We start from the raw sequence: 26,447 nt of genomic DNA on the forward strand, positions 1-26,447 counted from the left end.
TGGCGCTTAATCGCATCTCTGAATAGGGTTCACGTATGGATACCGCGCTGCTGATCGACGAAGTCCGGCTGACCCCGATCCTCATGGCCGACCCGCCCCTGCTCAACACCCAGGGCGTCCACCAGCCGTACACGCCCCGGCTCGTGGTGGAGGTCGTCACCCGGGGCGGGGTCACCGGAATCGGGGAGACCTACGGCGACGGCAAGTACCTGGAGCTCGCGGAGCCCCTGGCCGCCGCCCTGCCCGGACGGCCGGTCAGCGATGTGAACGGGCTGTTCGCCCTGGCCGACGAGGTGTGCGGTGATTCACGGGCGGCCGACGAGCGGGTCGACGCGGGCGGGCTGCGCGGCGTCCAGACCGCCGACAAGCTGCGCCTCTCCGTGGTCTCCGGCTTCGAGGTGGCCTGCCTGGACGCGCTCGGCAAGACCCTCGGGCTGCCGGTGCACGCGCTGCTCGGCGGCAAGGTCCGCGACCGCGTGGAGTACAGCGCGTATCTCTTCTACCGCTGGGCCGGCCACCCGGAGGGCGGCGAGCGCGACGACTGGGGCGCGGCCCTCGACCCGGCCGGAGTCGTCGCCCAGGCCCGCCGCTTCGCCCGCGACCACGGCTTCTCCTCCTTCAAGCTCAAGGGCGGCGTCCTCCCGCCCGACGAGGAGATCGCCGCCGTCCGCGCCCTCGCCGAGGCGTTCCCCGGACAGCCGCTGCGCCTCGACCCCAACGGCGCCTGGTCCGTGGAGACCTCGCTGTACGTCGCCGAGCAGCTGAAGGACGTACTCGAATACCTGGAGGACCCGGCGAGCGGCACGGCGGCGATGGCCGCCGTCTCGGCGGGTACTGACGTGCCCCTGGCCACGAACATGTGCGTCACGACGCTCGCCGAGGTCCCCGAGGCGTTCGCCCGGGACGCCGTCCAGGTCGTCCTGTCCGACCACCACTACTGGGGCGGACTGCACCGCACCCGCGAACTCGCCGCGATCTGCCGCGTCCACGGCGTCGGGCTCTCGATGCACTCCAACACCCATCTGGGCATCAGCCTCGCCGCCATGACGCACGTCGCGGCCACCGTCCCCAACCTGGACTACGCCTGCGACAGCCACTACCCCTGGCAGACCGAGGACGTCATCACCACCCGCCACGTCTTCCGGGACGGGCACCTCGCCGTCTCCGACGCCCCCGGCCTCGGTGTCGAACTCGACCGGGACCGGCTCGCCGCCCTGCACCGCCGCTGGCTCGACGACGACGGCACCATGCGCGAACGCGACGACGCCGCCGCGATGCGCAAGGCCGAACCGGAGTGGCGCACCCCGTCGATCCCGCGCTGGTGAGCGCACCGGCCGAGTTGCGGGCGCACCGGCCCGCCGCGAGGGTCGGAGCATGAAGGCGATCAGCTACAGCGGATTCGGCGACGAGAGTGTCCTGGAGTACGGCGAGCGGCCCGACCCGAAGGTCGGCCCCGACACCGTCCTGGTGAAGGTCCGGGCCGCCGCCGTGAACCCCGTCGACCGGGCCACCCGGGAAGGGAAGCTCGACGGCATCCTGGACACGGTCTTTCCGGTGATCCCCGGCTGGGACGTCTCCGGGGTCGTCGTCCAGCCCGGCATCGCCGTCGACGAGTTCGCGGTGGGCGACGAGGTCATCGGCTACGTCCGTGAGGACTTCCTGAGCCGGGGCACCTTCGCCGAGTACGTGGCCGCGCCCGTGCGCACCCTCGCCCGCAAGCCGCTGCGCCTGAGCTTCGAGGAGGCGGCGGGCCTGCCGCTGGCCGGTCTCACCGCCTACCAGGTGCTCCACCGCACCCTGCGCGTCCAGGAGGGCGACACCGTCCTCGTCCACGCGGCGGCCGGCGGCGTCGGCTCGCTCGCCGTCCAGCTCGCCCGGCACGCTGGCTGCCGCGTCATCGGCACCGCGAGCGAACGCAACCACGACCATCTGCGCACGCTCGGCGCGGAGCCCGTTGCGTACGGGGACGGGCTCGTGGACCGGCTGCGGGACCTGGCCCCCGACGGCATCGACGCCGCCTTCGACACCGTGGGCGGGGACGCCCTGCGCGCCTCCGCCGAGACGCTGGCCCCCGGCGGACGTCTCGCCTCCATCGTGGACCCCGAGGTCTTCTCGTACGGCGGGCGCTACGCCTTCGTCCGGCCCGACGCCGACGACCTCGCGCATCTCGCGGAACTGGCCGAGCAGGGCATCGTCACGGTCCACGTCGACCGGGTCTTTCCGCTGGCCGAGACGGCGGCGGCCCAGCGGCTGAACGCCGAGGGCCGGACGCGCGGCAAGATCGTCGTCACGGTGGACTGGGACGCGCCGCAGGGCTGACGGGCCGCGGCCCGTCAGAACAGCATGGCCGCCGCGAACACCGCCAGTGCCACCACGCAGGCCGTGGCCATGAGCGCGCCCCCCGCCTCCATCGGACGCGGGCGGGCGCCGCCCATGCTCTGCACCCGGCGGTTGGCGACCCACAGGAACCCCACCCAGGCCAGCGCGCTCAGCGACAGCGCCACGATCCCCGCGCCCGTCGCCCCGCCGTGCAGCGTCTGCCGTACGGCCAGCACCGCCGCCACCGTGCAGGACAGCGTCGTACGCCGCCACGCCAGGCGGGTCCGCTCCGGCTGGAGCCCCGGGTCGCGCTCCCCGGCGGTCACCGGCCCTCCCAGCCGAAGAGGACCACCACCACCATCGCCACCGCCACCACGGCGACCACGACGCTCAGCAGCGTCGGGAAACGGGAGACCGGCAGATCCTCACCCCGCCGCATCGCCCGCTCGCACCGCACCCAGTGGTTGACCGCCCGCAGCGCGCACAGCACACCGGCGGCCAGCAGCGCGAGCGCCAGACCGGCCCGCACCCCCCACGACAGCTCCGGCAGGAACTGGTCGACCGCGAAGCCCCCGCCGATCAGCGCCAGCGCCGTCCGGATCCACGCGAGGAACGTCCGCTCGTTGGCGAGCGAGAAGCGGTAGTCGGGGGTGTCGCCCTCGTCGCGGATGCGTTCCGGCGCGAACCACAGCCGCACACTCTGCACGAATTCGTTCACGCGTGGACCTTATCCGCCGGTTTTCCGTTCACGAAGCGTCCCGCAGCGCCCGCAGTCGCCGGTAGCAGTCGAGGCCGTCCGGCACCCACAGCCAGTCGTCGATGCGCCGCTCCAGCTCCTCGTCGTCCAGGAAGGTGTGCCAGGCGACCTCCTCCACCTGCGGCCGCACCGGCAGCTCGCACCTGACCCGGTAGACGGACGACCACCAGGCGTGCCGGCCGTCCTCGTACAGGAACTTGAACAGCGGCTCCGGGCGGGGGAGCCCCGAGACGCCCAGCTCCTCCTCGGCCTCCCGCAGCGCCGCGTCCTCGTAGCTCTCGCCCGCGCCGACCACCCCGCCGACGAACATGTCGTAGTGCGAGGGGAACACCAGCTTGGTCGCGGTCCTGCGGTGCACGAAGACGCGGCCCTCGGCGTCCCGTGCCTCGATGAAGACGCAGCGGTGGCGCAGGCCCCGGGCGGTCGCCTCGCCGCGCGGAGCCTGCCCCACGACCACGTCGTTCTCGTCGACGATGTCCAGGATCTCGTCGGAAGGGTTCATGTCCGCGGAAGGGTTCATGTCCGCCATCCAACAGCAGACCCCCGGCACCCCGCCGGGCCCGGGGCTCTCAGCGCTGCTGGAGGCTGTGCGTACCGCGCCGCACCGGCCCCTCCGGCATCGCCGGATGCAGGCCCAGCAGCACGATCCCGGTCACGATCGCCGCGAGCCCGACGGCCTGCCAGGCCAGCGCGCCCGTGTCGGTCCGCACCTGGTCGCCCATGAACCCGATCCCGCAGGCGATCCCGGCCAGCGGCTGGGCGGCCGTCAGGGCGGGCAGCGACATCCGCAGCGGCCCCGTCTCGAAGGCGGACTGCACCAGCAGCAGCCCCGTCACCCCGAGCACCAGCACCGCGTACGGCTGCCAGGACGTCATCAGGCCCGCCCAGCCGCCCTCCGAGAAGCGCTGCCCGCTGACCCGGGTCAGCGCGTCCTGCAATCCGTACAGCAGCCCGGCCGCCACCGCGAGCAGCGCCGGGGACGCGGTGGACCGGCGGCGCTTGGCGAACGCGGTGAGCAGCAGGGCGAGCCCGGCCACCACGCCCACGACCAGCCAGTGCCGCAGCGGACTGGACTCCGCCCGGCCGCCCTGCGGCTGGCCCGCCAGCAGGAACGCGGCGACCCCGCCGGCCAGCAGCCAGAGCCCCGCCCAGCCCTGCCGGCCGAGCCGCTGGCCGGTGCGGTGCCGGGACAGGGCCATCGCGAAGAGCAGATTGGTCGCCAGGAGCGGTTCGACGAGGGAGACCTCACCCTTGCCGAGCGCCAGCGCGCCCAGCACCATCCCGCACACCATGAGGCCGATGCCGGCCAGCCAGCTGCGCACCTTCATCAGGTCGAGCAGCAGCCGGAACGTCAGATAGTCGCGCTTGGGCGCGTGCGCGGCGGCGGCCTGCTGGAGCACGAAGCCGAAGCCCAGGCAGCAGGCGGCAGCCACGGCGAGCACGAGGACCAGCACCGACACGTCTCCACCCCACGTCAGGCCGGAAGAGGGTGATGTGGTTCGACGATAGCGCCTGCCCCCGGCCGGTGCGGGGACAGCGCGGCCGACCGGGCGGTTGACGCGGGGACGGGCGGTGCCGAAGATCTGACGCACCAGTAACTTCGCGCGCCCCGACGAGGCGCGAGCCCCGACAAGGATGGAAGCCATGGCGTACGACGCTGATGTGATCGTGATCGGGGCGGGACTCGCGGGGCTCGTGGCCACCGCGGAACTCGTGGACGCAGGCCGCTCGGTCATCCTGCTCGACCAGGAGCCCGAACAGTCGCTGGGCGGCCAGGCGCACTGGTCCTTCGGCGGCCTCTTCCTCGTCGACTCGCCCGAGCAGCGCCGGATGCGGATCAAGGACAGTCACGAGCTGGCCCTCCAGGACTGGCTGGGCACGGCCGGTTTCGACCGCGAGGAGGACCACTGGCCGCGCAAGTGGGCCGAGGCGTACGTCGACTTCGCCGCCGGTGAGAAGCGCTCCTGGCTGCACGCGCAGGGCATGCGGTTCTTCCCCGTCGTCGGCTGGGCGGAACGCGGTGGCTACGACGCGAACGGCCACGGCAACTCCGTCCCCCGCTTCCACATCACCTGGGGCACCGGACCCGGCGTCGTCGCCCCCTTCGAGCGCCGGGTCCGCGAGGGCGTCGCCAAGGGCCTGGTCACCTTCCGCTTCCGCCACCGGGTCACCGGCCTCGCCCGCACCGGGGGCGCCGTCGACACGGTGACCGGGGAGATCCTGGAGCCGAGCGCCGCCCCGCGAGGGACCGCGAGCGGCCGGGAGACCGCCGGCACCTTCGAGCTGAAGGCCCAGGCGGTGATCGTCACCTCGGGCGGCATCGGCGGCAACCACGACCTCGTACGCGAGCAGTGGCCCGACCGGCTCGGCACCCCGCCGGCCAAGCTGCTCTCCGGCGTCCCCGCGCACGTCGACGGGCTGATGCTCGGCATCGCCGAGGAGGCGGGCGCCCACCACATCAACCGCGACCGGATGTGGCACTACACCGAGGGCATCGAGAACTGGAACCCGATCTGGGACAAGCACGCCATCCGCATCCTGCCCGGCCCGTCCTCCCTCTGGCTGGACGCGACCGGCAAACGGCTGCCCGTCCCGCTCTTCCCCGGCTTCGACACGCTGGGCACCCTCGAACACATCATGCGCACCGGCCACGACTACACCTGGTTCGTCCTCGATCAGAAGATCATCGGCAAGGAGTTCGCGCTCTCCGGCTCCGAGCAGAACCCCGACCTGACCGGCAAGTCGATCCGTGACGTGATCGGCCGGGCCCGCGCGGACGTGCCGGGACCCGTCAAGGCGTTCATGGACAACGGCGTGGACTTCGTCGTCGAGAAGGACCTCGGCGCCCTCGTACGGGGTATGAACGCGCTCACCGGGGACGGGCTCATCGACGAGGACGCGCTGCGCCGCGAGATCACCGCCCGCGACCGGGAGATCGCCAACCCCTTCACCAAGGACCTCCAGATCACCGCGATCCGGGGCGCCCGCACCTACCTCGGCGACAAGCTGATCCGCACCGCGACGCCCCACCGCATCCTCGACCCCAAGGCCGGGCCGCTCATCGCCGTACGGCTCAACATCCTGACCCGCAAGTCGCTCGGCGGCCTGGAGACGGACCTGTCCTCGCGCGTCCTGACCGGCGACGGCACCCCGCTGGCCGGGGTGTACGCGGCGGGCGAGGCGGCCGGCTTCGGCGGCGGCGGGGTGCACGGCTACCGCTCGCTGGAGGGCACCTTCCTCGGCGGCTGCATCTTCTCCGGCCGGGCGGCGGGCCGCGCGGCGGCGAAGGCGGTCGGCTGAGCGCTTCCCTGCCCGGGGCGCGTCCGTCCGGTGGGGTTCCGGGGACGGAACCGTGGGGAGACGCCGTTATCCGGGCATGGGAAGAGGATGCCAGGAGTAGCCGAACCCGTCATCAACCTCGTCCGGCGCACGACCGAGCCCGTGGCCGCGCAGACCCTGCGCTCCACGGGCGCGGCGGTCATCGCCTATGCCGTGGCGACCGCGACGCTGTCCGAGCCCGCCCCCCTGACCGCGCCGCTGACCGCGCTGCTCGTCGTCCAAGTCACCCTCTACGCCACTGTCAACATGTCGGTCAAGCGTGTGGTGGCCGTCGTCGTCGGTGTCCTCATCGCGAGCGGCTTCAGCGCCCTGGTCGGCATTTCCTGGTGGAGCCTGGGGCTGACCATCTTCACGGCGCTGATCATCGGCAGACTGGTCCGGGTCGACGAGTTCGTCCCCGAGGTGGCGATCAGCGCCATGCTCGTCCTCGGCGTCACCTCGCAGTCCGCGCGCTCCAGCATGGCGTGGGAGCGGGTGTATGAGACGCTGATCGGCGCCGGTGTGGGCCTGCTGTTCAACCTGCTGTTCGCCCCGCCCGTGTGGGTGCAGACCGCGGGCGCGTCCATCGACGGACTGGCCCGCGAGATGGGGCAGATGTTCCGCGACCTGGGCAGCGACCTCGCCCGTCCGGTGACCGTCGCGGAGGCGGCCGACCGGCTGCACCGGGCCCGCCGCCTCGACCACGACATCGTCGAGGTGGACGCCTCCCTGCGGCAGGCCGAGGAAAGCCTCATGTACAACCCCAGGGTGCGGCAGGGGCTGCTGCACCGCGTGGTGCTGCGCACCGGACTGGACACGCTGGAGATCTGCGCGGTCGTCGTACGGGTGCTGTCCCGGACGCTCACCGACCTCGCCAAGGACCGGGGCGACTCGCCCCAGTTCCCGCCCGAGGTCGCCGCCCACATCACCGAACTGTTCGAACAGATGGCGGGGGCCATCGAGAGTTTCTCGGTGCTCATCACGACCCCGGTCGCCGCCAGCGCCGAGGAGGCCGAGGACCGGCTCACCGACGCGCTCGACGCCAGCCGGGCGACCCGCGACCTGGTGGCGGACATGCTGCTGGCCGCCGTCCAGGAACACCCCAGGAAGTGGCAGCTGCACGGGGCCCTGCTCGCCGAGGTGGACCGCATCCTGGACGAGCTGGACATCGAGAAGCGCGCCGAGCGCCTGGGCCAGGAACTCGACCGCCGCTCCGCCGTACTCCACGAGCGCCACCCCCGGCTGCTGGCGTTCCGCCGCCGTCTGGGCCTGGTGAAGAGCGGGGACCGGGAGAAGCGGGCGGAGGCCGAGGCGCGCTGACGGCGCGGGCGCCGGGGGTCAGTCCTCGTCCGCGCCGATGCGCTCGACGACCCGGAACCGCTCGGCGACGATCATCGTGTCGTCGTCGACCGTGAACTCCGGCTCGCCGAGCGCGTCCCGCATCTCCTCGCTGTGCCAGAACCGCTCGTGCCCCGCCCGCCACTCGGCGACCGAGGCGTAGCCCTCGCCCTCGTCCAGCGCGTGCTGGAGATCCACGTCCGCCAGCCGGAGCACCCGGACCTCCGTCACTTCGAGTACGGCGATCTCCCGGCCGTCCGAGTCGATGAGGGCGGACCGCTCACCGACCGGGGGCAGCTCCTCCTGCTCGATCTCGTACTCCACGAGCAGGCCGGAGGTCGACACCTTGCGCCCGTCCAGGACCGCGGCGACCAACTGGTCGCGCAGCGGCCCCGGAAAGGCGAGCAGGAAGGGCTTGAGCGCTTCACGGTTCGGCATGGCGCCAGTCTGGCACCCGGCCCGGCCCGGGTGCGCGGGCAAATCTGACGAGCTGGTGACGGCCCGCCGCCGCCCCTGGCGCACGGGCGCCCCGGGTGCTCGAATCGTCGGGTGAACAGTTCCCCACCCGAAGACGGCCCACCCGGCGACGGCCCCGACGGCGTCGGCGCTCCCGTCGGCCGCCGCGTGGTCCTGGGCATGCTGGGCCTCGGCGCCGCCGGACTCGTCGCCGCGCCCGTCCTGCAACGGATGCTCGAATCGGGACTCGGCGCGGTCGCGGGCAAGGACCCCACCGGGCTCACCGGCCTGCTGCCCAACGGCGGCGGCTTCCGCTACTACTCGGTCGCCTCCTCCGTACCGTCCAGGGGCGCCGCCGACTACCGGCTGAAGGTGGACGGGCTGGTCGACCGCCCGGCCACGTACACACTGGACACGCTGCGGCGCATGGAGCAGACCCGGATCGTCCGGGACGTCCAGTGCGTCACCGGCTGGCGGGTGCCGGAAACGGCCTTCGAGGGCGTGCGGCTCTCCGCCCTGCTGGACGCGGCAGGCGTGCGGTCCGGGGCGAAGGCCGTCCGCTTCACCTGCTTCGACGGGACCTACAGCGAGAGCCTGACCCTCGCCCAGGCCCGCCGCGCCGATGTGCTCGTGGCGCTGCGGATGAACGACAAGCCGGTGTCGCACGCGCACGGCGGGCCGGTGCGGCTGTACGTGGCCCCGATGTACTTCTACAAGTCGGCGAAATGGCTCTCCGGGATCACCGTCACGGACTCCGTACGCCCCGGTTACTGGGAGAAGCTCGGTTATGACGTCGACGCCTGGGTCGGCCGGTCCAACGGCCGCGACGACGCCCCCACCGTCTGAAACGGCGGGCCGGGTGCACCGGTTCGCCCGTCCGGTACGCCTGGTGCACCGGGCCACGGCCGCGCTGACGCTGCTGTGCGTGGCCTCCGCCGCCTGCCTGTACGTGCCGCAGCTCGCCGAACTCGTCGGCCGCCGCCACCTCGTGGTCACCGTGCACGAGTGGTCGGGGCTGCTCATCCCCGTACCCCTGCTCGCGGGTCTCGCGGCGCGGCCGTTGCGGGCGGACCTGCGGCGGCTCAACCGCTTCGGGCCGCACGACCGGCGGTGGCTGCGGGCGGCCCTGCGGCGCGACCGGCGGCCCGGTGCGCGGCCGGCCGGGAAGTTCAACGCCGGGCAGAAGCTGTACGCGGCGTGGATCGCCGGGGCGGTGCTCGTCATGGCGGGCACCGGGCTGCTGATGTGGTTCACCGGCTTCGCCCCGCTGGTGTGGCGCACCGCCGCGACCTTCGTCCACGACTGGCTGGCCCTCGCGGCCGGCCTGGTGCTGGCCGGCCACATCGCCATGGCGTACGCCGACCCGGAGGCACGCCGCGGCATGCGCTCCGGGTCGGTGAGCGGGGAGTGGGCCCGCCGTGAGCACCCGCTGTGGGAGCCCGGGGCGGACGGCCGGCTAGAGGACGAGTGACAGCAGCAGGATGAAGATCAGCGAGGCCACGGAGATGATGGTCTCCATCACCGACCAGGTCTTCACCGTCTGGCCCACGTCCATGCCGAAGTACTCCTTCACGAGCCAGAAGCCGGCGTCGTTGACATGGCTGAAGAAGAGCGAGCCCGCGCCGACGGCGAGGACCAGCAGGGCCGCGTGGGAGGTCGACATGTCGGCCGCGAGCGGGGCGACGAGACCGGCCGCCGAGATCGTCGCCACGGTCGCCGAGCCGGTCGCCAGCCGGATCGCCACGGCGATCAGCCAGCCGAGCAGCAGGGCCGGGATCGACCAGTCCTCGGAGAAGTCCAGGATCATCTGGCCCACGCCCGCGTCGATCAGCGTCTGCTTGAAGCCGCCGCCCGCGCCCACGATGAGCAGCACACCGGCGATCGGGGCGAGGGACTTCTCCACGGTGGTGGAGAGCCTGCCCTTGGTGAAGCCTGCCGCCCGGCCCAGCGTGAACATGCCGACGATCACGGCCGCGAGCAGCGCGATCAGCGGCGAGCCGATCACATCGGTGACCTTCTGGAGACCCTGCTCCGGGTCGTCCACCACGATGTCGACGAGCGCCTTGACGAGCATCAGCACGACGGGCAGCAGGATCGTGGCGAGGGTGGCGCCGAAGCCGGGGCGGCGCTCCAGGTCCTCCGAGGGGCGCTGCGGGATCATCTTGTCCGGCGCCTCGATGTCCACCCAGCGGGCGGCGTAACGGGAGAAGACCGGACCGGCGAGGATCACGGTCGGGATCGCGACGACCACACCGAGGGCCAGCGTGACGCCCAGGTTGGCGCCGAGCGCGTCGATCGCGACGAGCGGGCCGGGGTGCGGCGGGATGAGGCCGTGCATCACGGACAGGCCGGCCAGGGCCGGGATGCCGATGCGCATCAGGGAGTAGTTGCCGCGCTTGGCGACGAGCAGCACCACGGGGATCATCAGCACGATCCCGACCTCGAAGAACAGCGGCAGGCCGATGATCGAGGCGATGAGGACCATCGCCCACGGCATCGCCCGCTTGCTGGTCCGCGCCAGGATGGTGTCGACGATCTGGTCGGCGCCGCCGGAGTCCGCGAGCAGCTTGCCCAGGATCGCGCCGAGCGCGATGAGGACGCCGACGCCCGCGACGGTCGAGCCGAGGCCCGCGGTGAAGCTGGCTATCGTCTTCGCCGGCGCGGCGCCGGCGAAGGAACCGAGCGCCAGCGAACCGATGGTCAGCGCGAGGAACGCGTGCATCTTGAACTTGGTGATGAGCAGGACGATGACGGCGATCCCCGCCAGGACGGCGATGCCCAGCTGGGCGTTGCCGGCCGAGGTGATCGGTTCGACGGCGTCCGCTGCCAGCATCTCGGCGCTGAGACTGGTCACGGTGGTGATCCTTAACTGTCGAGCCGGCGCAGCGCGGCGACGGCTCGCTGGGTGATTTCTTCGGGGGTGCCGGAGACGTCGACCGACACGCCGGCCTCGTCGTCCTCCAGGGGCTGGAGGGTGGCGAACTGCGAGTCGAGGAGCGCGGTCGGCATGAAGTGGCCCTTGCGGGCGGCCATCCGCTCCTCGATGAGGGACCGGTCGCCGGTCAGATGCAGGAAGACGGCGCCCGGTGCCTCGGCGCGCAGCCGGTCGCGGTAGGCGCGCTTGAGCGCGGAGCTGCTGACGACCCCGCCGAGCCCGGCCCGGCCGTGCGCCCACTGCCCGATCGCGTCGAGCCAGGGCCACCGGTCCGCGTCGTCCAGCGGGGTGCCGGCCGACATCTTGGCGATGTTCGCGGGGGGATGGAAGTCGTCGCCCTCGGCGTACGGAACGCCCAGTGCGGCGGCGAGCAGGGGGCCGATCGTGGTCTTGCCGGTCCCTGCCACGCCCATCACCACGACGACGTGGGGGGTGCTCATTGCGGTGCCTCGCTGTCTCTGCGATGTCTTCCTCGACATCGGTCCGTCGCGCCACTGAAACCTATACGTACGACTTATTCAAGAGGGTGTGACATAAACGTCGTACTTAAAGGCTCCTGGGGGTGCCCCGTACCCTGGGGCCATGACCACACCTGCCCAGGGGCTCCACACGCATGTCCTGGACACCCTGGGCCTGGAGATCGCCGCCGGGGAGCACGCGCCCGGCCAGGTGCTGCGTACGGACGAGCTGGCGCAGCGCTTCGACGTCTCGCGCACGGTGGTCCGCGAGGTGGTCCGGGTCCTGGAGTCCATGCACCTGGTCGAGTCCCGCCGCCGGGTCGGCGTGACCGTACGGCCGGCCGAGGCGTGGAACGTGTACGACCCCCAGGTCATCCGGTGGCGGCTGGCCGGCGCGGACCGCCCCCGCCAGCTGCGCTCCCTCACCGTCCTGCGGTCCGCGATCGAGCCGGTCGCCGCCTCGCTCGCCGCCCGCCACGCCACCCCGGAGCAGTGCGCCGAGCTGACCGAGCGCGCCCTCGGCATGGTCGCCACCTCGCGCGGCCACCAGCTGGAGGGCTACCTCCAGCACGACATCGCCTTCCACCGCATCGTCCTCAACGCCTCCGGCAACGAGATGTTCGCGCGCCTGGGCGACGTGGTCGCCGAGGTCCTGGCCGGCCGCACGCACCACCAGGTGATGTTCGAGGACCCCGACCCGGCGGCCGTCACCCTGCACGTACGGCTCGCCGAGGCCGTGCGCGAGGGCGACGCGGCCGAGGCGGAGCGCCTGACGAAGGAGATCGCCGTCGGCGCCCTGCACGAGCTGGACGTTCTCGCGCCCTGAGACCGCCCGCCGCCCCGCACGGCGTACCGTGGCCCGTGATCGATCCCGGGAAATCCGGGAGCACCGGTCTCAGCGAAGAGTCGGGAAAAGGGAGTCCACGGGAATGCCGCAGCACGTACAAGGGGTCATCGCACCGGGAAAGAACGAACCGGTGCGCGTCGAGACGATCGTCATCCCGGACCCCGGCCCCGGTGAGGCCGTGGTGAAGGTCCAGGCGTGCGGCGTCTGCCACACCGACCTGCACTACAAGCAGGGCGGCATCAACGACGAGTTCCCCTTCCTCCTCGGCCACGAGGCCGCGGGCGTCGTGGAGTCCGTCGGCGAGGGCGTCACCGACGTGGCCCCCGGAGACTTCGTGATCCTCAACTGGCGTGCGGTGTGCGGCCAGTGCCGCGCCTGTCTGCGCGGGCGCCCCTGGTACTGCTTCGACACGCACAACGCGAAGCAGAAGATGACCCTCCTCGACGGCACCGAGCTGTCCCCGGCCCTGGGCATCGGCGCCTTCGCCGAGAAGACCCTCGTCGCCTCCGGCCAGTGCACCAAGGTCGACCCGGAGGTCGCCCCCGAGGTCGCCGGGCTGCTCGGCTGCGGCGTCATGGCGGGCATCGGCGCCGCCATCAACACCGGTCAGGTCGGGCGCGGCGACTCGGTCGCCGTCATCGGCTGCGGCGGCGTCGGCGACGCCGCCATCGCGGGCGCCCGGCTGGCCGGCGCGGCGAAGATCATCGCCGTGGACATCGACGACCGCAAGCTGGAGACGGCGAAGTCGATGGGCGCGACCCACACCGTCAACTCCCGCTCCACCGATCCCGTCGAGGCGATCCGCGAGCTGACCGGCGGCAACGGCGCCGACGTCGTCATCGAGGCCGTCGGCCGCCCGGAGACGTACAAGCAGGCCTTCTACGCCCGCGACCTCGCCGGCACCGTCGTCCTGGTCGGCGTCCCCACCCCCGAGATGCAGCTCGAACTCCCGCTGCTCGACGTCTTCGGCCGCGGCGGCTCGCTCAAGTCCTCCTGGTACGGCGACTGCCTGCCCTCCCGCGACTTCCCGATGCTGGTCGACCTGCACCAGCAGGGCCGCCTCGACCTCGCCGCGTTCGTCACCGAGACCATCGGCCTCGGCGACATCGAGCAGGCCTTCGACCGGATGCACGACGGCGACGTGCTGCGCTCGGTGGTGGTGTTCTGATGACCGCCCGCATCGACCACCTCGTCACCTCCGGCACCTTCGCCCTCGACGGCGGCGAGTGGGACGTCGACAACAACGTCTGGATCGTCGGCGACGACACCGAGGCCGTCGTCATCGACGCAGCCCACGACGCCACCGCCATCGAGGACGCCCTCGGCGGCCGTACGCTGCGCGCCATCATCTGCACCCACGCGCACAACGACCACATCGACGCCGCCCCGGCCCTCGCCGACGCCACCGGCGCGCCGATCCTGCTCCACCCCGACGACCTGCCGCTGTGGAAGCAGACCCACCCGGACCGGGCGCCCGACGGCGAACTGACCGACGGCCAGGAGATCACCGTCGCGGGCACCACGCTGACGGTGCTGCACACCCCGGGCCACGCCCCGGGCGCCGTCTGCCTGTACGCCCCCGAGCTGGCCACGGTCTTCACCGGCGACACGCTCTTCCAGGGCGGTCCCGGCGCCACCGGCCGGTCCTTCTCGTCCTTCCCGGTGATCGTCGACTCGATCAGGGACCGGCTGCTCACCCTCGACCCCGCGACCGAGGTACGCACCGGGCACGGCGACTCCACCACCATTGGCGCGGAGGCCCCGCACCTGGACGAGTGGATCGCCCGGGGTCACTAGGGCCTAGTCCTCTTCCGGCCACGCGGAGAGCCGCAGCCCGCTCTCGAAGCGGTGCGGCTCTCCGGTGACGGGGTCGGTGAACTCCAGCAGCCTGGCCAGGAGTTGCAGCGGTCGCGAGAAGTCACCGGGCGCGGCGTCCGGCAGGACCGCCGGATAGACCGGGTCGTTGACCAGCGGCAGGCCCAGACTGTTCATGTGCACCCGCAGCTGGTGGGTGCGCCCGGTGGCGGGCAGCAGCCGGTAGCGGCCGAGCCCCTGCCGGTGCTCCAGCAACTCGATCCGGCTCTCGCTGTTCGGCTCCCCGGACTCCTCGCGCGCGGCGAGCACCCCGCGCTCCTTCACGATGCGGCTGCGCACCGTACGCGGCAGGTCGAGCCCGGGATCGTACGGGGCCACCGCCTCGTACTCCTTGCCCACCAGCCGGTCCCGGAACAGCGTCTGGTAGGCCCCGCGCTCCCCGGGCCGCACCACGAACAGCACCAGCCCCGCCGTCGCCCGGTCCAGCCGGTGCGCGGGCTGCAACCGCGGCAGGTCCAGATCGCGGCGGAGCCGGGCCACCGCCGTCTCCGTGATGTGCCGGCCGCGCGGCATCGTCGCCAGGAAATGCGGCTTGTCCGCGACCACCAGGTGCTCGTCCCGGTACACCACACCCACCGGGAACGGCACCGGCTCCTCCGGGGCGAAGTCCCGGTGGAACCACAGGTAGCGGCCCGCCGTGTACGGCTCGTCGCCCAGGACCGGGCCCTCCGTGGAGACGAAGCGGCCACCCGCGAGCAGTGCCTTCACCCGGTTTGCGCCGATAGCCCCGGCGAACCGGTCCAGCAGATGGTCCCGGACCGTCGCCCACCGCCCCTCCGGGTCGGCCGGAAGCCGCACCCGGACCGGGTCGACGCCGTCGCGCTGGGGGAGCGGCGATGGCGGCGGCTTCGCCCGGCCCCTCACCGGGGGCTCCCGCCCGGCACCGGAATGCTGATCGTTCTCATGGTGCCGGGCATCCTTTCACGGAGGCCGGGGCCTCTGGATGCGAATCTGCGTCAACACGGTCCTGTTCATCACGGGACAGTCCGTCCACGTCGACGGCGGCTGGCTGCTGCACTGAGTCCATCAACAAGCAAGGAGAAAAACCGAAATGATGGAACGAGTCCGTGCTGTCCTCGTCACCGCAGACGACACGATGCTGGTGATCCGCCGTACCCGGCCCGGGATTCCCGAGTACTGGGTCCTGCCCGGTGGCGGCGTCGAGCCGACTGATGAGTCTCGCGAGGCGGCCCTCCACAGGGAGATCCACGAGGAGATCGCGGGTAAGGCCGAGATCATCCGTCTGCTGCACACGATGGAGTCCGACGACGAGCGTCAACTCTTCTACCTCGCCCGCATTGCGACCTGGTCCTTCGACGACCGCACCGGTCCCGAGTTCAGTGCCGAAGGCCGCGGTGAGTATGCGCTGGAGGAGGTCCCGCTGAGCCTGGAGGGCCTCGACGGTATCGACCTCAAACCCGAGGACATCGTCCACGTCCTACGGGGAGCCATCAGGGCCGGAAGCCTCGGAGTCGAGGCATCGATCTGAGCCTTCGAGTGCGTCGGCACGTCACCAGGGCCGACTCCGAGGTGAGTCGGCCCTGATGACGTCGCTACGTGTTGTTGGCTCGGCGCTGGAGGCTCTGGGCAGCAGCACCGGGAGGTGAACCGTGCCCACGGCTACTCAGGTTGCACTGCGCTGCTACTGGACCAGCCGGAGCACAGGCCCCTGTTCCTGCACGCCCAGCACGTCCTGCAACTCGCGCTCTGGACTTGGCAAGCTCAGGACGCCGGCAACGTCAGCTTCTGCGGGGCGCAGCCGATCCGCCGGGCCTCCGCCGCCGCGTACGCCGGCAGCAGGTCGCGGGTGAACGTGAACCGGCCGCCCTCGTCCGTGGGGCGCAGCTGCTCCAGGACGAACATCACCTGGCCGGTCTGGCAGACCGCCCGGTACACCGCGCGGTTCCCGCCGATCCGCCCGTAGCCCTCGGATCCCTTGACGGGTGAGCCGGAACGCAGCGAGTCCCAGGAGTAGATCTCGGCCAGGACCGGGTCCTCCACCGTCGTCAGCCGGACGGACGCCTCGCGGAACGAGGTGCCCGCCTCGCAGACCCGGGCCGGGCCGCCCTCGCCGCCGACGCGGGACTCCTTCAGGTCCTTGCGGTACGCCGCCGGCAGCGTGAGGCCCTTGATGCCGCAGAACGCGGACGTGTCGGCGTCGTCCCACTCCACCGGCGCGGGCAGGTTGCGCGGCTCCTGATAGGTGCCGGAGCAGCCGAACTTGTCGATGACCCCGTTGGCCGCGTCGACGAGCGCCCCGGTCAGGGCGTTGCGGTCGCGCAGGTTGTACTCGGAGGAGACCTCGAAGCCCGCCCGGCCCATGCCGATCTCCACCACCGTGGGCCCGGTGAACTCGTCGCGCCCCGTGCAGGCCTGCGGCAGCGCGATCCAGGCGCGCGAGGGGGACACCATGCCGGGCAGCCCGTCGCCGAGCCACACCATGCCCGAGGAGAGGAACTCGGCGGGCCAGTCCTGGGCGTCGGTGCCCCGCAGTCCGTCCAGCCGGCGCACGCTCACGGTCACCTGGCGCAGGGCCCGGTCGCCGTCGTAACTGGTGATGCGGCACTGGCCGTACGAACCGCCGTCGCCCATCGGGTCGGTGCGCAGCGCCTGCTCGTCGACCTCGGTCCTGCGGTCGCCGAACAGCGCGTCGACGGAGCCGGAACGCAGCGAGTCCCAGCAGGGCGAGGGCCCCAGCAGCGGAAACGTGTCCGTGCGCCAGGCGACCGTACCGGCGCCGACGAGCGCCCCGGCCAGCGCGGCGGCGGTGACGGCCCGTGCGGTACGGCTGCGCAGCAGCCGGCGGACGAACGAGGGCCGGGGGGTCTGCGGCGGGGCGGGGTTCCCGGGAACCGCGGCGTCCTGCCCGTGCTCCGCCTCGGCTCCGGTGTCCGTCATGGGGTTCTCCTCGTTCACGCGTCCTCACCGCTCCCGCAACCGATGCGCTTGCCCACGGACTCGACGAAGCGGTCGAACACCCGCTGGTCGGAGGGGCGGCCGCGGTCCTGGAGACCCGCCTCCACATGCCCGTAGAACACCGTCTGCCGCCCGCCGCAGCTGCGGCGCACCAGGCCCTGGTCCGAGCCCTCCGGCAGGCCCTTGAACAGGTCCACCAGCCGGCTCCGGCCGGCCATCACGTACTGCGCGGACGGCTCGTCGGGCATCCGCCGGGTCTTCCACACCACCGAACACGTCTGGAGCCGGTCGGTGACCGCGCCCACCTGCTCCTTGTAGCGGGAGCCCTCGCCGTAGTCGAAGTTCATCCCGGGGATCCGGCACAGCGGTGACGCGGCGGACTCCTCGTCCTCGGCCACCGTCACCATCGGGGAGCTGCTGCGCAGAGGCTGTGCGGGTGCACATCCGGCCTTTTCCATACCGGTGTCGGCGGCGTCGAGCAGCATCCGCAGGACATCGGCGCGGGTGCCGATCGTGAACGGCATGGCGACCTTGCCGAGATGCCCGTCGCCGGTGCTCCCGCCGCGGATCGTCACCACGGTCGGCCCGCCGTCCCGGTCGCAGGACGACGGCAGCACCAGCATGCCCCGGTCCCCGGCGACCAGCCCTTCGAGCCCGTCCGGCAGCGGGGAAGCCGAGCCGTGGAAGTACCGGGCCAGCCAGTCCCGGTGCCCCTTCACGTCGGCGGGGACGGGCCCGTACTCCAGGGTCACCGACTCCTCGAAGGTCAGCGGCTCGTCGGAGTCGTCGTCCTCCACCTCGGAGGTGACGGACACCGTGCAGGTCCCGTGCGGGCGGGCGGCCGAGGGCGCCGCGGACTGGGTGGAGCCGCGCTCGGAACCGGACTTCCCGAGCGTCTCGTCGCCCAGGAAGTAAGGACCGCTGTTCTGCTCCCACGCGCCCCAGCAGTAGCTGTCGCGGAACGGCCGGCTGTCCGTCGCCCACAGGGTGGTGCCCGCCGCCAGCACGGCCGCGACCACCACCCCGGCGATGACCGAGGTCCGTCGTCCACCCATGCCCATCAGATTCCCCCTGGCAAACAGCGAAGATCACACAAAACGACGATGCTACGACGTGTGCGTTCGCTCGGGGGAAGAGGGGTGAAGAACCGGTTCGCCAGGGCGTGTTGTCCGAGATCGCCCACCCATCCGTCCGAACCCTGACCCCGGCGCCCGCCGTTGTGTCACCATGACGCCTCCGGAGGCGGGCGCCTGTGGTCAGTGACCGTGCGCGGAGGGTGACTCCTCCGGGCGGCGTACCGGGACCGAGCAGCGAGGGGGTCGGGGTTTGGCGAGTGGAACCGGAGTGGTGTGCCCGGTGTGCGCGACGCCGGACACGGGCGGGCAGGAGTGCGCCGGCTGCTCCTGGCGGATGTGGGACGACCCGGTCCTGGGCGCCCTGACCGACGACGACCGGGAAGCCGCCCGGACCGCCCTGCGCACCGCCCAGCACACCTGGGACCTGCGCGCCGCGACGCTCTCCCAGGGCGACGCGGAGGGCTTACGGCGGATCGCCCCGCTGCTGCGGGCCGGACCGGCGGACCCCGCGAAGCCCGTGCCGCACCCCGAGGACTCCTTACCCCCGCACGACTCCGCCCGCTGGCAGCAGATCCTCACGGACCTGGTCGACGGCCGCATCCCCGACGTGGTGTTCGCCGAGTTCACGCCCGACCGCGTGCGCGTGATCCGGGCCGCCGCCGACAGCAGCGGCATCCCCCGGCAGACCGACGCCGGAAGCACCGACTGGGGTGCGCTGCTGCCCGTCCTTGAGGGCGACGCGGAACCGCGCAGGTTCCGGCTCGCCGGGGGCATCGGCACCCAGGAGCCCCTGGAACGCGCCGAGTTCGACGCGGCGCTCACACGGTGGCTGCGCACCCACCCCGTGCTCTCCCGGGCCCGCACGCTCGTGATGCTCGGCCGCCGCAGCGGCTGGGTCCTGCTCGACCGGGCCGCCGCCCTGCTGCGGTCCCTCCACCGCCCGAGCGCCGAGATCGGCCCCGGGCCCGGCGAAGCCGCCGGGATCCCCGGCACGGACACCGAGGACGCGGTGCGCGCGGCGCTGCGGACCGCGCCGCTGGCCGTCGACCACTCCCTTCTGCTCGCCCGCGTGGACCGCCGCACCGGCGAGGTGCACGCCCACACCCAGGTCCTCTTCCCGGCCGGATCACGGCTGCGGCGCGGCGAGACCGCGACCGCCGAGATCACCGTCTACGGCGGACTCGCCGCCCGCGCCCCGGTCCTGCTGCCCGTCCTCGCCGGCGCACCGGGGGCCGACGGCAGCGGCGCTGTGACCCTGTCCGCGCGGCGGACGGCGCTGGCCGCCTTCGCCCCGGCCCGGCTGGCGTTCGTCCTGCACGGTCCCGGCGAGGTCACCCCGGACGAGGGTGCCGCACCCGGCACCGCCCGCCCGGAGGGCCACGCACGGGGCGAGTTACCGGACATCCCCGCCCTGCTGGGGAGCCTGCCCCGGCGCGTCATCCACCCGCCCGCACTTGAGGTGTTCCTCACCGTCGAGCTGAGCGGCACCGGCCCGGCGGAGACCGGCGAGCGGCTCACGTTCGTCCGGGACGTCATCACCGCACTGGACCGCCGCCACGGACCGGGCCTGCGCGTCGGTGTCGTCGGCCACTACGACCACGCCGTCCACGAGAACCGTTACGGGCCCCGCCCCGTGCTCCTGCGGCGCGTCCCGGCCGGACCCGCCCGTACCGCCCTCGCCGAGCTGACCGGCTGGCGGCCCGCGCGTCGCGCGCAGGACACCGCCTCCTCGCTGGAGGACGCCCTGAGGGAAGTGGGGCGGCTCGTGAAGGGCCGGGCCCGCCCGGCACGCGCCCCGCACACCGAACGCGTCCTGCTCGTCGTCGGCCGCCGCCCGCCCGGACTGCCCGAACAGCACGAGGTGGTGCCCTCCTGCCCCCTGGGCGCCGACTGGCGTGCCGAACTCGACGCCCTGCACGCCCGGGGGGTCCGTGTCATGGCCCGGACGGACCGGGAGACCGGGCCCGGGAAGCCCGGCCCCGTACAGCACTACGCCCTGTCCGCGTGGGACGCCCTCGGGGCCGGCGGCTCGTTCCGTCCCGGCACCGACACGGCGGACGACGTGGCCGACGCCCTCGCCCCTCCCTGGCAGTGGGACGGCCTGCCCTGCCCGCTGGCCCTCGCCACCCCGCTGCTGTGATCGACCGCTCCGGTACGAGGAGAGAGACATGAACGATCCGTACTACGACCCCAACGAGCCCCCGCAGGACGCGGTCGGGCCCGCCGAACCGCCGGGTCCCGCCCCCTCGTCCTCCGATCCCGAAGCCACCACGGCGCCCTGGGGCACCCTCCCGCAGCAGCCCGACCCCGTCCCCGACTACCGGCAGGCCTCGTACTCGGCGATGGACGGCAACCTCGAACCGATGCCCATCCCGGGCGCCCCCACGGGCGTGGAGAACCCCGCCTCCGAGCGCGTCCGCATCGGCCTGTGGGGCGCGCCCCGATCCGGCAAGACGACGTACCTCGCCTCCATGGCCATCGCGGCGATGCAGCAGCAGCGCCACAGCCGCTCGAACTGGGTCATCGGCGGGATGAACCCCGAGTCCATCGAGTTCCTCAACGACGGCGTCAACCGGCTGGCGATCCGCCGCCTCTTCCCCGAGGCCACCGTGGGCCTCCAGCCGCTCTCCTGGTCCTTCCAGGGTGACGAGTCCAAGGCCGGACCGTTCAGGAGGAGCCGGGAGACCGGCTTCATCCTGGAGGTGCAGGACGTCACCGGCGAGGCGTACCGGGGGGACGAGGCCAACGCGCTGCGGCCCAGGGTGCTGGACCAGCTGGCCCGCTCCCAGGGGCTGATCTACCTCTTCGACCCGCTGCTCGACAGCCAGCGGGCCAGCGAGGGGCTCAACTTCCTCTACTCGATGCTCAACGAGCTGAACGCCCGGGTCCGGGACGCCGGGAAGCTCTACCGCAACCGGCTGCCGCACCATGTCTCGGTCTGCATCACCAAGTTCGACCACCCCGAGGTGTTCCGCCCCGCCGTGGAGGCGGGCTGGGTCACGCAGAGCCTGGAGGGCAACCGGCTGCCCCGCGTCCCCGACGAGCAGGCGGCCCGCTTCTTCCAGTGGATGTGCGACGACGTGCGCGGCGCCGGTGCCCGGCTGGTGCGCGACGGCCTGGCGAACTTCTTCCACCCGTCCCGCATCTCGTACTACGCCACCTCCGCCATCGGCTTCCGGCTCAACCCGCAGAACATCTTCGACTACCGCAACTACCTGAACGTCGAGGTCATCGAGGGCGTCCCCCACATCTGCACCTCGCCCGTGCCCATCAACGTGCTGGAACCGCTGATCGACCTCGAAAAGCGCATCCGGTCCGGCGGCACGAAGCTGTGGCAGCGGTGAGCGAGGACCGGGGCGCGGTGCCGCTGCCCGCCGACTGGGCCGTCCTGGGCAAGGAGCCGGGCCGCAGCATGGGGTACGAGGTCCTGGACGGCAGCCTGCCCGGGAACAGGGCCCAGCGCTATCTGTGGAGCGCCACCACCGGCACCCCGGACGTCCGCGATCCGGCCGGCAGCCTGCCCTGGCGGGTCTTCCTCAGCACCGCGGACGGCGAGGACCGGCCCGTCTGCGCGGTGGTCGACACCACCTGGGACGGCTCCAAGGACGCCACCGGCACGCCCAGTTACACCTGGCGGCTGCTGCTCGCCGAATGGCAGCCCGCCAGCCGCGCCGGGGTGACCTGGACCTCGCTCGACCGGGCCGCCGCGCGCGCCGAGACCCTTCCCGGCGCGGAAGCCGTCCTGCACGCCGAGCGCACCCCTGCCGCCGAACTCGCCGACACCGTCGACCGGCTGGGATTCGAGTGGGCCGCCGCCATGGCCGCCCTCCTCCTGGACGGCCGTCACCTCGTCATCACCGCCCCGCGCGGCGGCACCCTCCCGGACATCGACGAACGGGTCCGGGTCCTCGACGCGATCTGCGCCCTGCTCCCGTACGGCTGCCGCACCTGGCTCAGCGGCGCCACCTGGGCCGGGAAGGCCGAGCACGCCCTGCGGCTGGTGTTCGCCGGGTCCGCGCGCACCGGGCAGACGGAAACGCCCCTCGCCACCGGACGGCCCCCGGCCCCCGGCAGTGACACCGCCCGCGTCTACCTCGCCGAACTCGCACGGGTCCGGGCCAAGCGGGAGTCGACCGCCGACGTCATCGCCCACCTCCTCGCCGCCACCGCGCCCGTCCCGCTGCGCGAAGGCGCCGACGCGGTACGCGTCCTGCGCGAACTCGACCTCCTGGACTCCGTCCTGGACGCCGTACGGCAGGGCAGGGGCCAGGTGGAGGAGGTCGGCCGGCTGCTCGCCCTGCACGCCCTGGAGACCCTGGACGAGGGACGGCAGCGGGAGCTGGCCGCCTTCCTCGCGGACAGCGCCGTACACCCCGACGACGGCACCGCGAAGGCCCTGCTCGCCCGCCACTGGACGCCGCGCATCCCGGAACTGCTGGCCGCCGAGGTCCTCGCGCGGCCCGCGTCCCAGGAGACGTTCACCCGGGCCAGGGCGTATCTGCGCCTGATGCAGGGGCTGGAGGGGCCCACCCGCCCCACGGCGTTCGGCCGCCTGTTCACGGCGCTGGCGACCGCGCCCGGCTACGCCCCCGACTGGGCCGGGCAGCTTGCCTACATGGTGGAGAAGGAGTACGGATACTCCACCGAGGCGGTCGACCGGGTCCTCATCGGCGTCCCGGCGGCCGGACTCGCCTGGGTACGGGGGCTGTTCAGCAACCGGGCCCGCGAACTGGGTCCGCTGGACCGCCTGCTGGCCCTCGCCGCCGCGCCCGGGAACGGCCCGGTCCCCGGCTGGCTGCGCTTCGCCGGCGCGCTCACCGGGCACCACGCGGCGGCCGAGGCCACCGAGGCCGACGCCGCCGCGTTCCTCGGGGACAAGGAGGACGCCTGGCGCACCGCGCTGGAGACCGCCCGGGACCACCGGCAGCCCGGGGTCATCGGCCCCCTGTGGCCGGTCCTGCGCCGGATCCTCCTCGGCGGCCGGCCGTCCGCGCTGCCCGCGCTCCTGGAGGAGCTGGCACCCCCCGGCGCACCCGGACTCACGCCGGAGACCGCCGCCGACGCCGACCTGCTGGGGCTGCTCGGCCGGCCGGCCGGGCCCGGCGGCCGCCCAGCGGCCCCGCTGCGCCGGCTGCGCGGGATCACCGACGGCGCCCCCGCCCTCGACCGGTACGCCCACGCGCTCGTCGCCCGCACCGAAGGCGACTCCGCGTTGCGGGACGACGCCATCGAGGCCCTCCTCGGGGACCGGCCGGACCCCGTGCACGGCTGGCCCGTCCTCACCCGGTGGATGCAACAGGTGCCCAGCACCCAGATCACCGTGTGCGAAGGGCTGTCCCAGCGGCTCAGGACCCCGGACTACGCCCGCTGGCTCGACCTCGACCTGTCCGAGAACCTGCTGGCGGACCTGGACCGCCGGGGACACGGTTGGCTGGGCGCGGTGCGGCAGTTGAGACTGGCCGTCGCCGCCGAGGCCGAACTGAACGAACTGGCCGGGATCATCATCAGCGGCTGTCCGCATCGTGCCTTCACGGGCCGCCTGCTGGACGAGGTCGCCGCCCTGCTGAGCCGGTGCGGGGCCGAGTTCGCCTTCGCGCTGACCATGGACCTGGACCGGCAGCAGCCCGGTATCGGCCTCGCCCTGTACGAGGCGCTGGGCCGCGACACCCGGTTCGAGGAGCTGCGCGCCCGGCTGATGCGCTTCAGCAGGCTGGAGGAGGAGCGGCACCGCCGGATCATCGGCGCCCTGAGCCGCTCCGCCGCACACAGCGCCGGTCCGGCCCACGCTCCGTACCAGCAGCGGCCCTTCCCGCCTGCGTCCCCGCCGGCCGCGCCCCCTCCGCAGAGCGCGCACCAGGGGCCGGGCGCGGCCGGCGGGGACGCAGGCGGGAAGGGCCGCTGCTGGTACGGAGCGTGGGCCGGACCGGCGCTGTGTCGCGAGGACGCGAGGAGAGCGAGCCGCTGCCCGCGCCCGCCCCCGGCGTGAGCGACCCGTTCGCCGTGATGACCCTGAAGGGCTATCTGCGCCGGAGCGAGCACCGTACGGCGGTCGTCTTCGCGCACGCCGAGGGCACCCTGCGCCACTACCGCGCCGAGCGCGAGCTGGCCGGAGCCATGGACAGCTGGACCGACGAGCACGGCAACGGAAACCTGTGGCTGATGGTCTTCCGCAGGCCCGACCTGAACGAGGTGGCCCGGTTCGTGGAGTCCTGCCACGCCTACCCGGCCCTGGAAGCGCTGATCCGCCAGCAGGCGGGGCGGCCGGGCCGGCCCGGAACGGCCCGGATCGACTACCCGCCCGCCGCCGAGGTGGAACGGCTGGTCCACACCGTACGGCTGCGCACCGGTCTGCCCGTCGCGGACTGGCGGGAACTCGACAGCGTCGTCAAGGCGATGGGCAGCCACCCCCGCACGGCGAGCGCCTGGCGGGCCTGGCTGGAGCACCTGGGCGACACCCCCGGGGCCGCCCTCGGAGCGGCCGCGGTACGCGACTCCGTCCCCGGGGCCACGGCGGGCGACCCCCGTAGCCCCTGGGAGCGGCTGGAGGCCATGCCGGGGCTCGACGTGGTGCGCGAGCGCTTCGAACAGCTGCGGGCCGAGGTCGAGACGGTGCGGGCGCTGCACGCCGGCGGCCGGGCCGGCCACTTCGAACCGCCCTCCCTGCACCTGGTGTTCACCGGGAACCCGGGCACCGGGAAGACCACCGTGGCCCGGCTCGTCGGGGAGATCTACCGCGACCTCGGGCTCCTGGAACGGGGCCACGTGGTCGAGGCGAAGATGAGCGACCTGGTGGCGAGCTTCGTGGGCCGGACTTCGGAGCTGACCGAGGCCACGATCGACAGCGCCCTGGACGGCGTGCTGTTCATCGACGAGGCGTACGGACTGAGCGACCAGCGCGACGGGTTCGGCGACGAGTCCATTCAGGCGCTCCTCGCCCGCATGGAGAACGACCGCGCCCGGCTCGTGGTCATCGTCGCCGGCTACCCGGACAAGATGCGGGAGTTCCTGGAGGCCAACCCCGGCCTGCGGAGCAGGTTCGCCGAGGACAACATCCTGCGCTTTCCCGACTACCCGCCACCGGCCCTGCACTCCATCGCCCTGGGCCGGCTCCGCGAGCGCGGCGCCCTCCCCGCCCCCGAGACCGAGACCCGGCTCCTGCGGATCGTCTCCGAGATGCACCGCACCCGCGACGAGTTCTTCGGCAACGCCCGCGACATGCGCACCCTCGCCGACGCCGTCTTCGCCCGCTGGTCCCACCGGGTGCGCAGCAGGGTCGACGAACCGGTCGGCCCCGACGACCTGCCGGAGCGCTACCGCGCCTACCTCGAACGCCCGGCGCCCGACCCCGCGCGGCTCCTGGCCGAGCTGGACTCGTACGTGGGACTGGGGCCGGTACGCGAGGTGCTGACCGGGCTCGCCAACCGGCAGCGCCTGCGCCAGGCCCACGGCACCGGTGAGCTGACACCCCCGCACCTGCTGTTCATCGGCCCGCCCGGGACCGGGAAGACCTCCGTGGCCCGTCTTGTCGGCACCCTCTTCCGCGACCTCGGCCTGCTGCGCAAGGGGCATGTGGTGCCGGCGAGCCGGGCAACCCTCGTCGGCGCCCACCTCGGCGAGACCGCCAGGCTGGTCCGCGCGGCCGTGCAGGAGGCCCTGGACGGGGTGCTGTTCATCGACGAGGCGTACAGCCTGGTCAGCGATGTGCGGCACGGCGGCTACGGGAAGGAGGCGATCGACACCCTGGTGCTGGAGATGGAGCAGTGGCGGGGCCGCCTCTCCGTGATCGTCGCCGGCTACCCCCACGAGATGGACGCCTTCCTGGCCTCCAACTCCGGCCTGCCGTCCCGCTTCACCGAGCATGTGCCCTTCCCGCACTACGGGCTCGACGACCTCCTGGAGATCCTTCGACGGATGGCAGCGGACCAGGGCTACACCCTGGACCCCGACGTGCCCCGGCACGCGGGGGAGTGGCTCCGCGTGGTCCGGCGCGCCGACCCCGCCGGGTTCGGCAACGCCCGCACGGTCCGCAAACTGCTCGAACTCATGGAAGCCCGTCTGGCCGACCGCTTCGCCCGGGGAGGCGCGGAGGCGGAGGCCGAGGCCTTCACCCGCTTCCTGCCGGGGGACGTACCGCCACCGCCGTACTGAGGCG

24 protein-coding genes are annotated in these 26,447 nt (G+C 72.9%); 14 read left to right on the plus strand and 10 right to left on the minus strand.

Annotated elements, in window-relative coordinates; genetic code table 11:
- Positions 1–35 precede the first annotated feature (35 nt).
- Together EAO73_RS22030 and EAO73_RS22035 are read left to right on the plus strand one after the other, a co-directional pair.
- A complete protein-coding gene (locus EAO73_RS22030) occupies positions 36–1,325 on the plus strand; it encodes a glucarate dehydratase family protein (RefSeq protein ID WP_147973204.1) in 1,290 nt (429 codons plus the stop codon).
- 49 nt (positions 1,326–1,374) lie between these two features.
- Positions 1,375–2,319 carry an NADP-dependent oxidoreductase gene (locus tag EAO73_RS22035; RefSeq protein WP_147973205.1) on the plus strand — a complete coding sequence of 315 codons (945 nt, stop codon included), beginning with the start codon at positions 1,375–1,377 and terminating at the stop codon, positions 2,317–2,319.
- Between the two features lie 14 nt (positions 2,320–2,333).
- Here the strand turns inward: EAO73_RS22035 and EAO73_RS22040 are convergent, their stop codons facing one another.
- The 4 genes from EAO73_RS22040 to EAO73_RS22055 form a co-directional block, all read right to left on the minus strand.
- Positions 2,334–2,645 carry a DUF202 domain-containing protein gene (locus tag EAO73_RS22040; RefSeq protein ID WP_147973206.1) on the minus strand — a complete coding sequence of 104 codons (312 nt, stop codon included), beginning with the start codon at positions 2,643–2,645 and terminating at the stop codon, positions 2,334–2,336.
- The gene (locus EAO73_RS22045) at positions 2,642–3,037 is read right to left on the minus strand and encodes a YidH family protein (RefSeq protein ID WP_147973207.1); all 396 of its coding nucleotides are present in this window, start codon (positions 3,035–3,037) and stop codon (positions 2,642–2,644) included. The genes EAO73_RS22040 and EAO73_RS22045 overlap by 4 nt, the downstream gene beginning before the upstream one ends.
- 28 nt (positions 3,038–3,065) lie before the next feature.
- Positions 3,066–3,578 (minus strand): NUDIX hydrolase, encoded by a 513-nt coding sequence (locus tag EAO73_RS22050; protein ID WP_147973591.1) that lies wholly within the window; start codon positions 3,576–3,578, stop codon positions 3,066–3,068.
- Positions 3,579–3,645: 67 nt separating this feature from the next.
- Positions 3,646–4,536, minus strand: a complete 891-nt coding sequence (locus EAO73_RS22055; RefSeq protein WP_147973208.1) for a DMT family transporter — start codon at positions 4,534–4,536, stop codon at positions 3,646–3,648.
- A 184-nt stretch (positions 4,537–4,720) separates the two neighbouring features.
- On the opposite strand from EAO73_RS22055, the gene EAO73_RS22060 reads away from it, so the two are divergent.
- Both EAO73_RS22060 and EAO73_RS22065 read left to right on the plus strand, forming a co-directional pair.
- Entirely contained in the window at positions 4,721–6,376 is a 1,656-nt protein-coding gene (locus tag EAO73_RS22060; protein ID WP_147973209.1) for an FAD-binding dehydrogenase, read from the plus strand.
- 87 nt (positions 6,377–6,463) lie between these two features.
- The gene (locus EAO73_RS22065; protein ID WP_147973210.1) at positions 6,464–7,714 is read left to right on the plus strand and encodes an FUSC family protein; all 1,251 of its coding nucleotides are present in this window, start codon (positions 6,464–6,466) and stop codon (positions 7,712–7,714) included.
- An 18-nt stretch (positions 7,715–7,732) separates the two neighbouring features.
- Here the strand turns inward: EAO73_RS22065 and EAO73_RS22070 are convergent, their stop codons facing one another.
- Entirely contained in the window at positions 7,733–8,170 is a 438-nt protein-coding gene (locus EAO73_RS22070; protein ID WP_147973211.1) for an ASCH domain-containing protein, read from the minus strand.
- A 111-nt stretch (positions 8,171–8,281) separates the two neighbouring features.
- Here EAO73_RS22070 and EAO73_RS22075 point away from each other — a divergent pair, with 111 nt between their 5' ends.
- A complete protein-coding gene (locus EAO73_RS22075; protein WP_147973212.1) occupies positions 8,282–9,034 on the plus strand; it encodes a molybdopterin-dependent oxidoreductase in 753 nt (250 codons plus the stop codon).
- Positions 8,976–9,659 (plus strand): cytochrome b/b6 domain-containing protein, encoded by a 684-nt coding sequence (locus EAO73_RS22080; RefSeq protein WP_224756387.1) that lies wholly within the window; start codon positions 8,976–8,978, stop codon positions 9,657–9,659. Before EAO73_RS22075 ends, EAO73_RS22080 begins: the two co-directional genes overlap by 59 nt.
- On the opposite strand, the gene EAO73_RS22085 is transcribed toward EAO73_RS22080, so the two are convergent.
- Positions 9,645–11,042, minus strand: a complete 1,398-nt coding sequence (locus EAO73_RS22085) for a GntP family permease (RefSeq protein WP_147973214.1) — start codon at positions 11,040–11,042, stop codon at positions 9,645–9,647. The genes EAO73_RS22080 and EAO73_RS22085 overlap by 15 nt on opposite strands.
- Positions 11,043–11,053: 11 nt before the next feature.
- Positions 11,054–11,563 carry a gluconokinase gene (locus EAO73_RS22090; protein WP_093709553.1) on the minus strand — a complete coding sequence of 170 codons (510 nt, stop codon included), beginning with the start codon at positions 11,561–11,563 and terminating at the stop codon, positions 11,054–11,056.
- Positions 11,564–11,705: 142 nt separating this feature from the next.
- Here EAO73_RS22090 and EAO73_RS22095 point away from each other — a divergent pair, with 142 nt between their 5' ends.
- The 3 genes from EAO73_RS22095 to EAO73_RS22105 all read left to right on the plus strand — a co-directional run bounded on the left by EAO73_RS22095 (position 11,706) and on the right by EAO73_RS22105 (position 14,225).
- Entirely contained in the window at positions 11,706–12,407 is a 702-nt protein-coding gene (locus EAO73_RS22095) for a FadR/GntR family transcriptional regulator (RefSeq protein WP_147973215.1), read from the plus strand.
- Between the two features lie 103 nt (positions 12,408–12,510).
- Positions 12,511–13,596, plus strand: coding sequence for an S-(hydroxymethyl)mycothiol dehydrogenase (locus EAO73_RS22100; protein ID WP_147973216.1), 1,086 nt, complete (start codon positions 12,511–12,513; stop codon positions 13,594–13,596).
- Positions 13,596–14,225 (plus strand): MBL fold metallo-hydrolase, encoded by a 630-nt coding sequence (locus EAO73_RS22105; RefSeq protein ID WP_147973217.1) that lies wholly within the window; start codon positions 13,596–13,598, stop codon positions 14,223–14,225. The genes EAO73_RS22100 and EAO73_RS22105 overlap by 1 nt, the downstream gene beginning before the upstream one ends.
- 3 nt (positions 14,226–14,228) lie before the next feature.
- On the opposite strand, the gene EAO73_RS22110 is transcribed toward EAO73_RS22105, so the two are convergent.
- Positions 14,229–15,167: a pseudouridine synthase gene (locus EAO73_RS22110; RefSeq protein WP_147973218.1), complete on the minus strand. Its 939-nt coding sequence runs from the start codon at positions 15,165–15,167 to the stop codon at positions 14,229–14,231.
- Between the two features lie 187 nt (positions 15,168–15,354).
- Here EAO73_RS22110 and EAO73_RS22115 point away from each other — a divergent pair, with 187 nt between their 5' ends.
- Positions 15,355–15,792, plus strand: coding sequence for an NUDIX hydrolase (locus EAO73_RS22115; RefSeq protein ID WP_147973219.1), 438 nt, complete (start codon positions 15,355–15,357; stop codon positions 15,790–15,792).
- A 233-nt stretch (positions 15,793–16,025) separates the two neighbouring features.
- Here EAO73_RS22115 and EAO73_RS22120 read toward each other — a convergent pair whose 3' ends face one another.
- Both EAO73_RS22120 and EAO73_RS22125 read right to left on the minus strand, forming a co-directional pair.
- On the minus strand, positions 16,026–17,201 hold the full coding sequence (locus tag EAO73_RS22120) for a hypothetical protein (RefSeq protein ID WP_147973220.1): 1,176 nt from the start codon (positions 17,199–17,201) through the stop codon (positions 16,026–16,028).
- Positions 17,202–17,215: 14 nt separating this feature from the next.
- The gene (locus EAO73_RS22125) at positions 17,216–18,274 is read right to left on the minus strand and encodes a hypothetical protein (protein ID WP_224756388.1); all 1,059 of its coding nucleotides are present in this window, start codon (positions 18,272–18,274) and stop codon (positions 17,216–17,218) included.
- A gap of 301 nt (positions 18,275–18,575) precedes the next feature.
- Here EAO73_RS22125 and EAO73_RS22130 point away from each other — a divergent pair, with 301 nt between their 5' ends.
- The 4 genes from EAO73_RS22130 to EAO73_RS22145 are packed head-to-tail and all read left to right on the plus strand — an operon-like array spanning position 18,576 to position 26,443.
- Positions 18,576–20,435 (plus strand): hypothetical protein, encoded by a 1,860-nt coding sequence (locus tag EAO73_RS22130; protein ID WP_224756389.1) that lies wholly within the window; start codon positions 18,576–18,578, stop codon positions 20,433–20,435.
- A gap of 28 nt (positions 20,436–20,463) precedes the next feature.
- Complete coding sequence (locus EAO73_RS22135) at positions 20,464–21,639, plus strand: hypothetical protein (protein WP_147973222.1); 1,176 nt, start codon at positions 20,464–20,466, stop codon at positions 21,637–21,639.
- Positions 21,636–24,281: a hypothetical protein gene (locus EAO73_RS22140; RefSeq protein WP_224756390.1), complete on the plus strand. Its 2,646-nt coding sequence runs from the start codon at positions 21,636–21,638 to the stop codon at positions 24,279–24,281. The genes EAO73_RS22135 and EAO73_RS22140 overlap by 4 nt, the downstream gene beginning before the upstream one ends.
- Complete coding sequence (locus EAO73_RS22145; protein WP_224756391.1) at positions 24,227–26,443, plus strand: AAA family ATPase; 2,217 nt, start codon at positions 24,227–24,229, stop codon at positions 26,441–26,443. The genes EAO73_RS22140 and EAO73_RS22145 overlap by 55 nt, the downstream gene beginning before the upstream one ends.
- Positions 26,444–26,447: the final 4 nt, after the last annotated feature.

It is taken from the genome of Streptomyces sp. col6 (assembly GCF_008042035.1).
Lineage (GTDB): Bacteria > Actinomycetota > Actinomycetes > Streptomycetales > Streptomycetaceae > Streptomyces.

What these genes read in the sequence shown, in the direction of transcription:
- EAO73_RS22125 (WP_224756388.1), bottom strand. Translation starts at nt 18,274, where the DNA reads ATGGGTGGACGACGGACCTCGGTCATCGCCGGGGTGGTGGTCGCGGCC.
- EAO73_RS22115 (WP_147973219.1), top strand. Translation starts at nt 15,355, where the DNA reads ATGATGGAACGAGTCCGTGCTGTCCTCGTCACCGCAGACGACACGATG.
- EAO73_RS22035 (WP_147973205.1), top strand. Translation starts at nt 1,375, where the DNA reads ATGAAGGCGATCAGCTACAGCGGATTCGGCGACGAGAGTGTCCTGGAG.
- EAO73_RS22090 (WP_093709553.1), bottom strand. Translation starts at nt 11,563, where the DNA reads ATGAGCACCCCCCACGTCGTCGTGGTGATGGGCGTGGCAGGGACCGGC.
- EAO73_RS22120 (WP_147973220.1), bottom strand. Translation starts at nt 17,201, where the DNA reads ATGACGGACACCGGAGCCGAGGCGGAGCACGGGCAGGACGCCGCGGTT.
- EAO73_RS22065 (WP_147973210.1), top strand. Translation starts at nt 6,464, where the DNA reads ATGCCAGGAGTAGCCGAACCCGTCATCAACCTCGTCCGGCGCACGACC.
- EAO73_RS22050 (WP_147973591.1), bottom strand. Translation starts at nt 3,578, where the DNA reads ATGAACCCTTCCGACGAGATCCTGGACATCGTCGACGAGAACGACGTG.
- EAO73_RS22080 (WP_224756387.1), top strand. Translation starts at nt 8,976, where the DNA reads ATGACGTCGACGCCTGGGTCGGCCGGTCCAACGGCCGCGACGACGCCC.
- EAO73_RS22070 (WP_147973211.1), bottom strand. Translation starts at nt 8,170, where the DNA reads ATGCCGAACCGTGAAGCGCTCAAGCCCTTCCTGCTCGCCTTTCCGGGG.
- EAO73_RS22100 (WP_147973216.1), top strand. Translation starts at nt 12,511, where the DNA reads ATGCCGCAGCACGTACAAGGGGTCATCGCACCGGGAAAGAACGAACCG.
- EAO73_RS22095 (WP_147973215.1), top strand. Translation starts at nt 11,706, where the DNA reads ATGACCACACCTGCCCAGGGGCTCCACACGCATGTCCTGGACACCCTG.
- EAO73_RS22105 (WP_147973217.1), top strand. Translation starts at nt 13,596, where the DNA reads ATGACCGCCCGCATCGACCACCTCGTCACCTCCGGCACCTTCGCCCTC.
- EAO73_RS22060 (WP_147973209.1), top strand. Translation starts at nt 4,721, where the DNA reads ATGGCGTACGACGCTGATGTGATCGTGATCGGGGCGGGACTCGCGGGG.
- EAO73_RS22135 (WP_147973222.1), top strand. Translation starts at nt 20,464, where the DNA reads ATGAACGATCCGTACTACGACCCCAACGAGCCCCCGCAGGACGCGGTC.
- EAO73_RS22030 (WP_147973204.1), top strand. Translation starts at nt 36, where the DNA reads ATGGATACCGCGCTGCTGATCGACGAAGTCCGGCTGACCCCGATCCTC.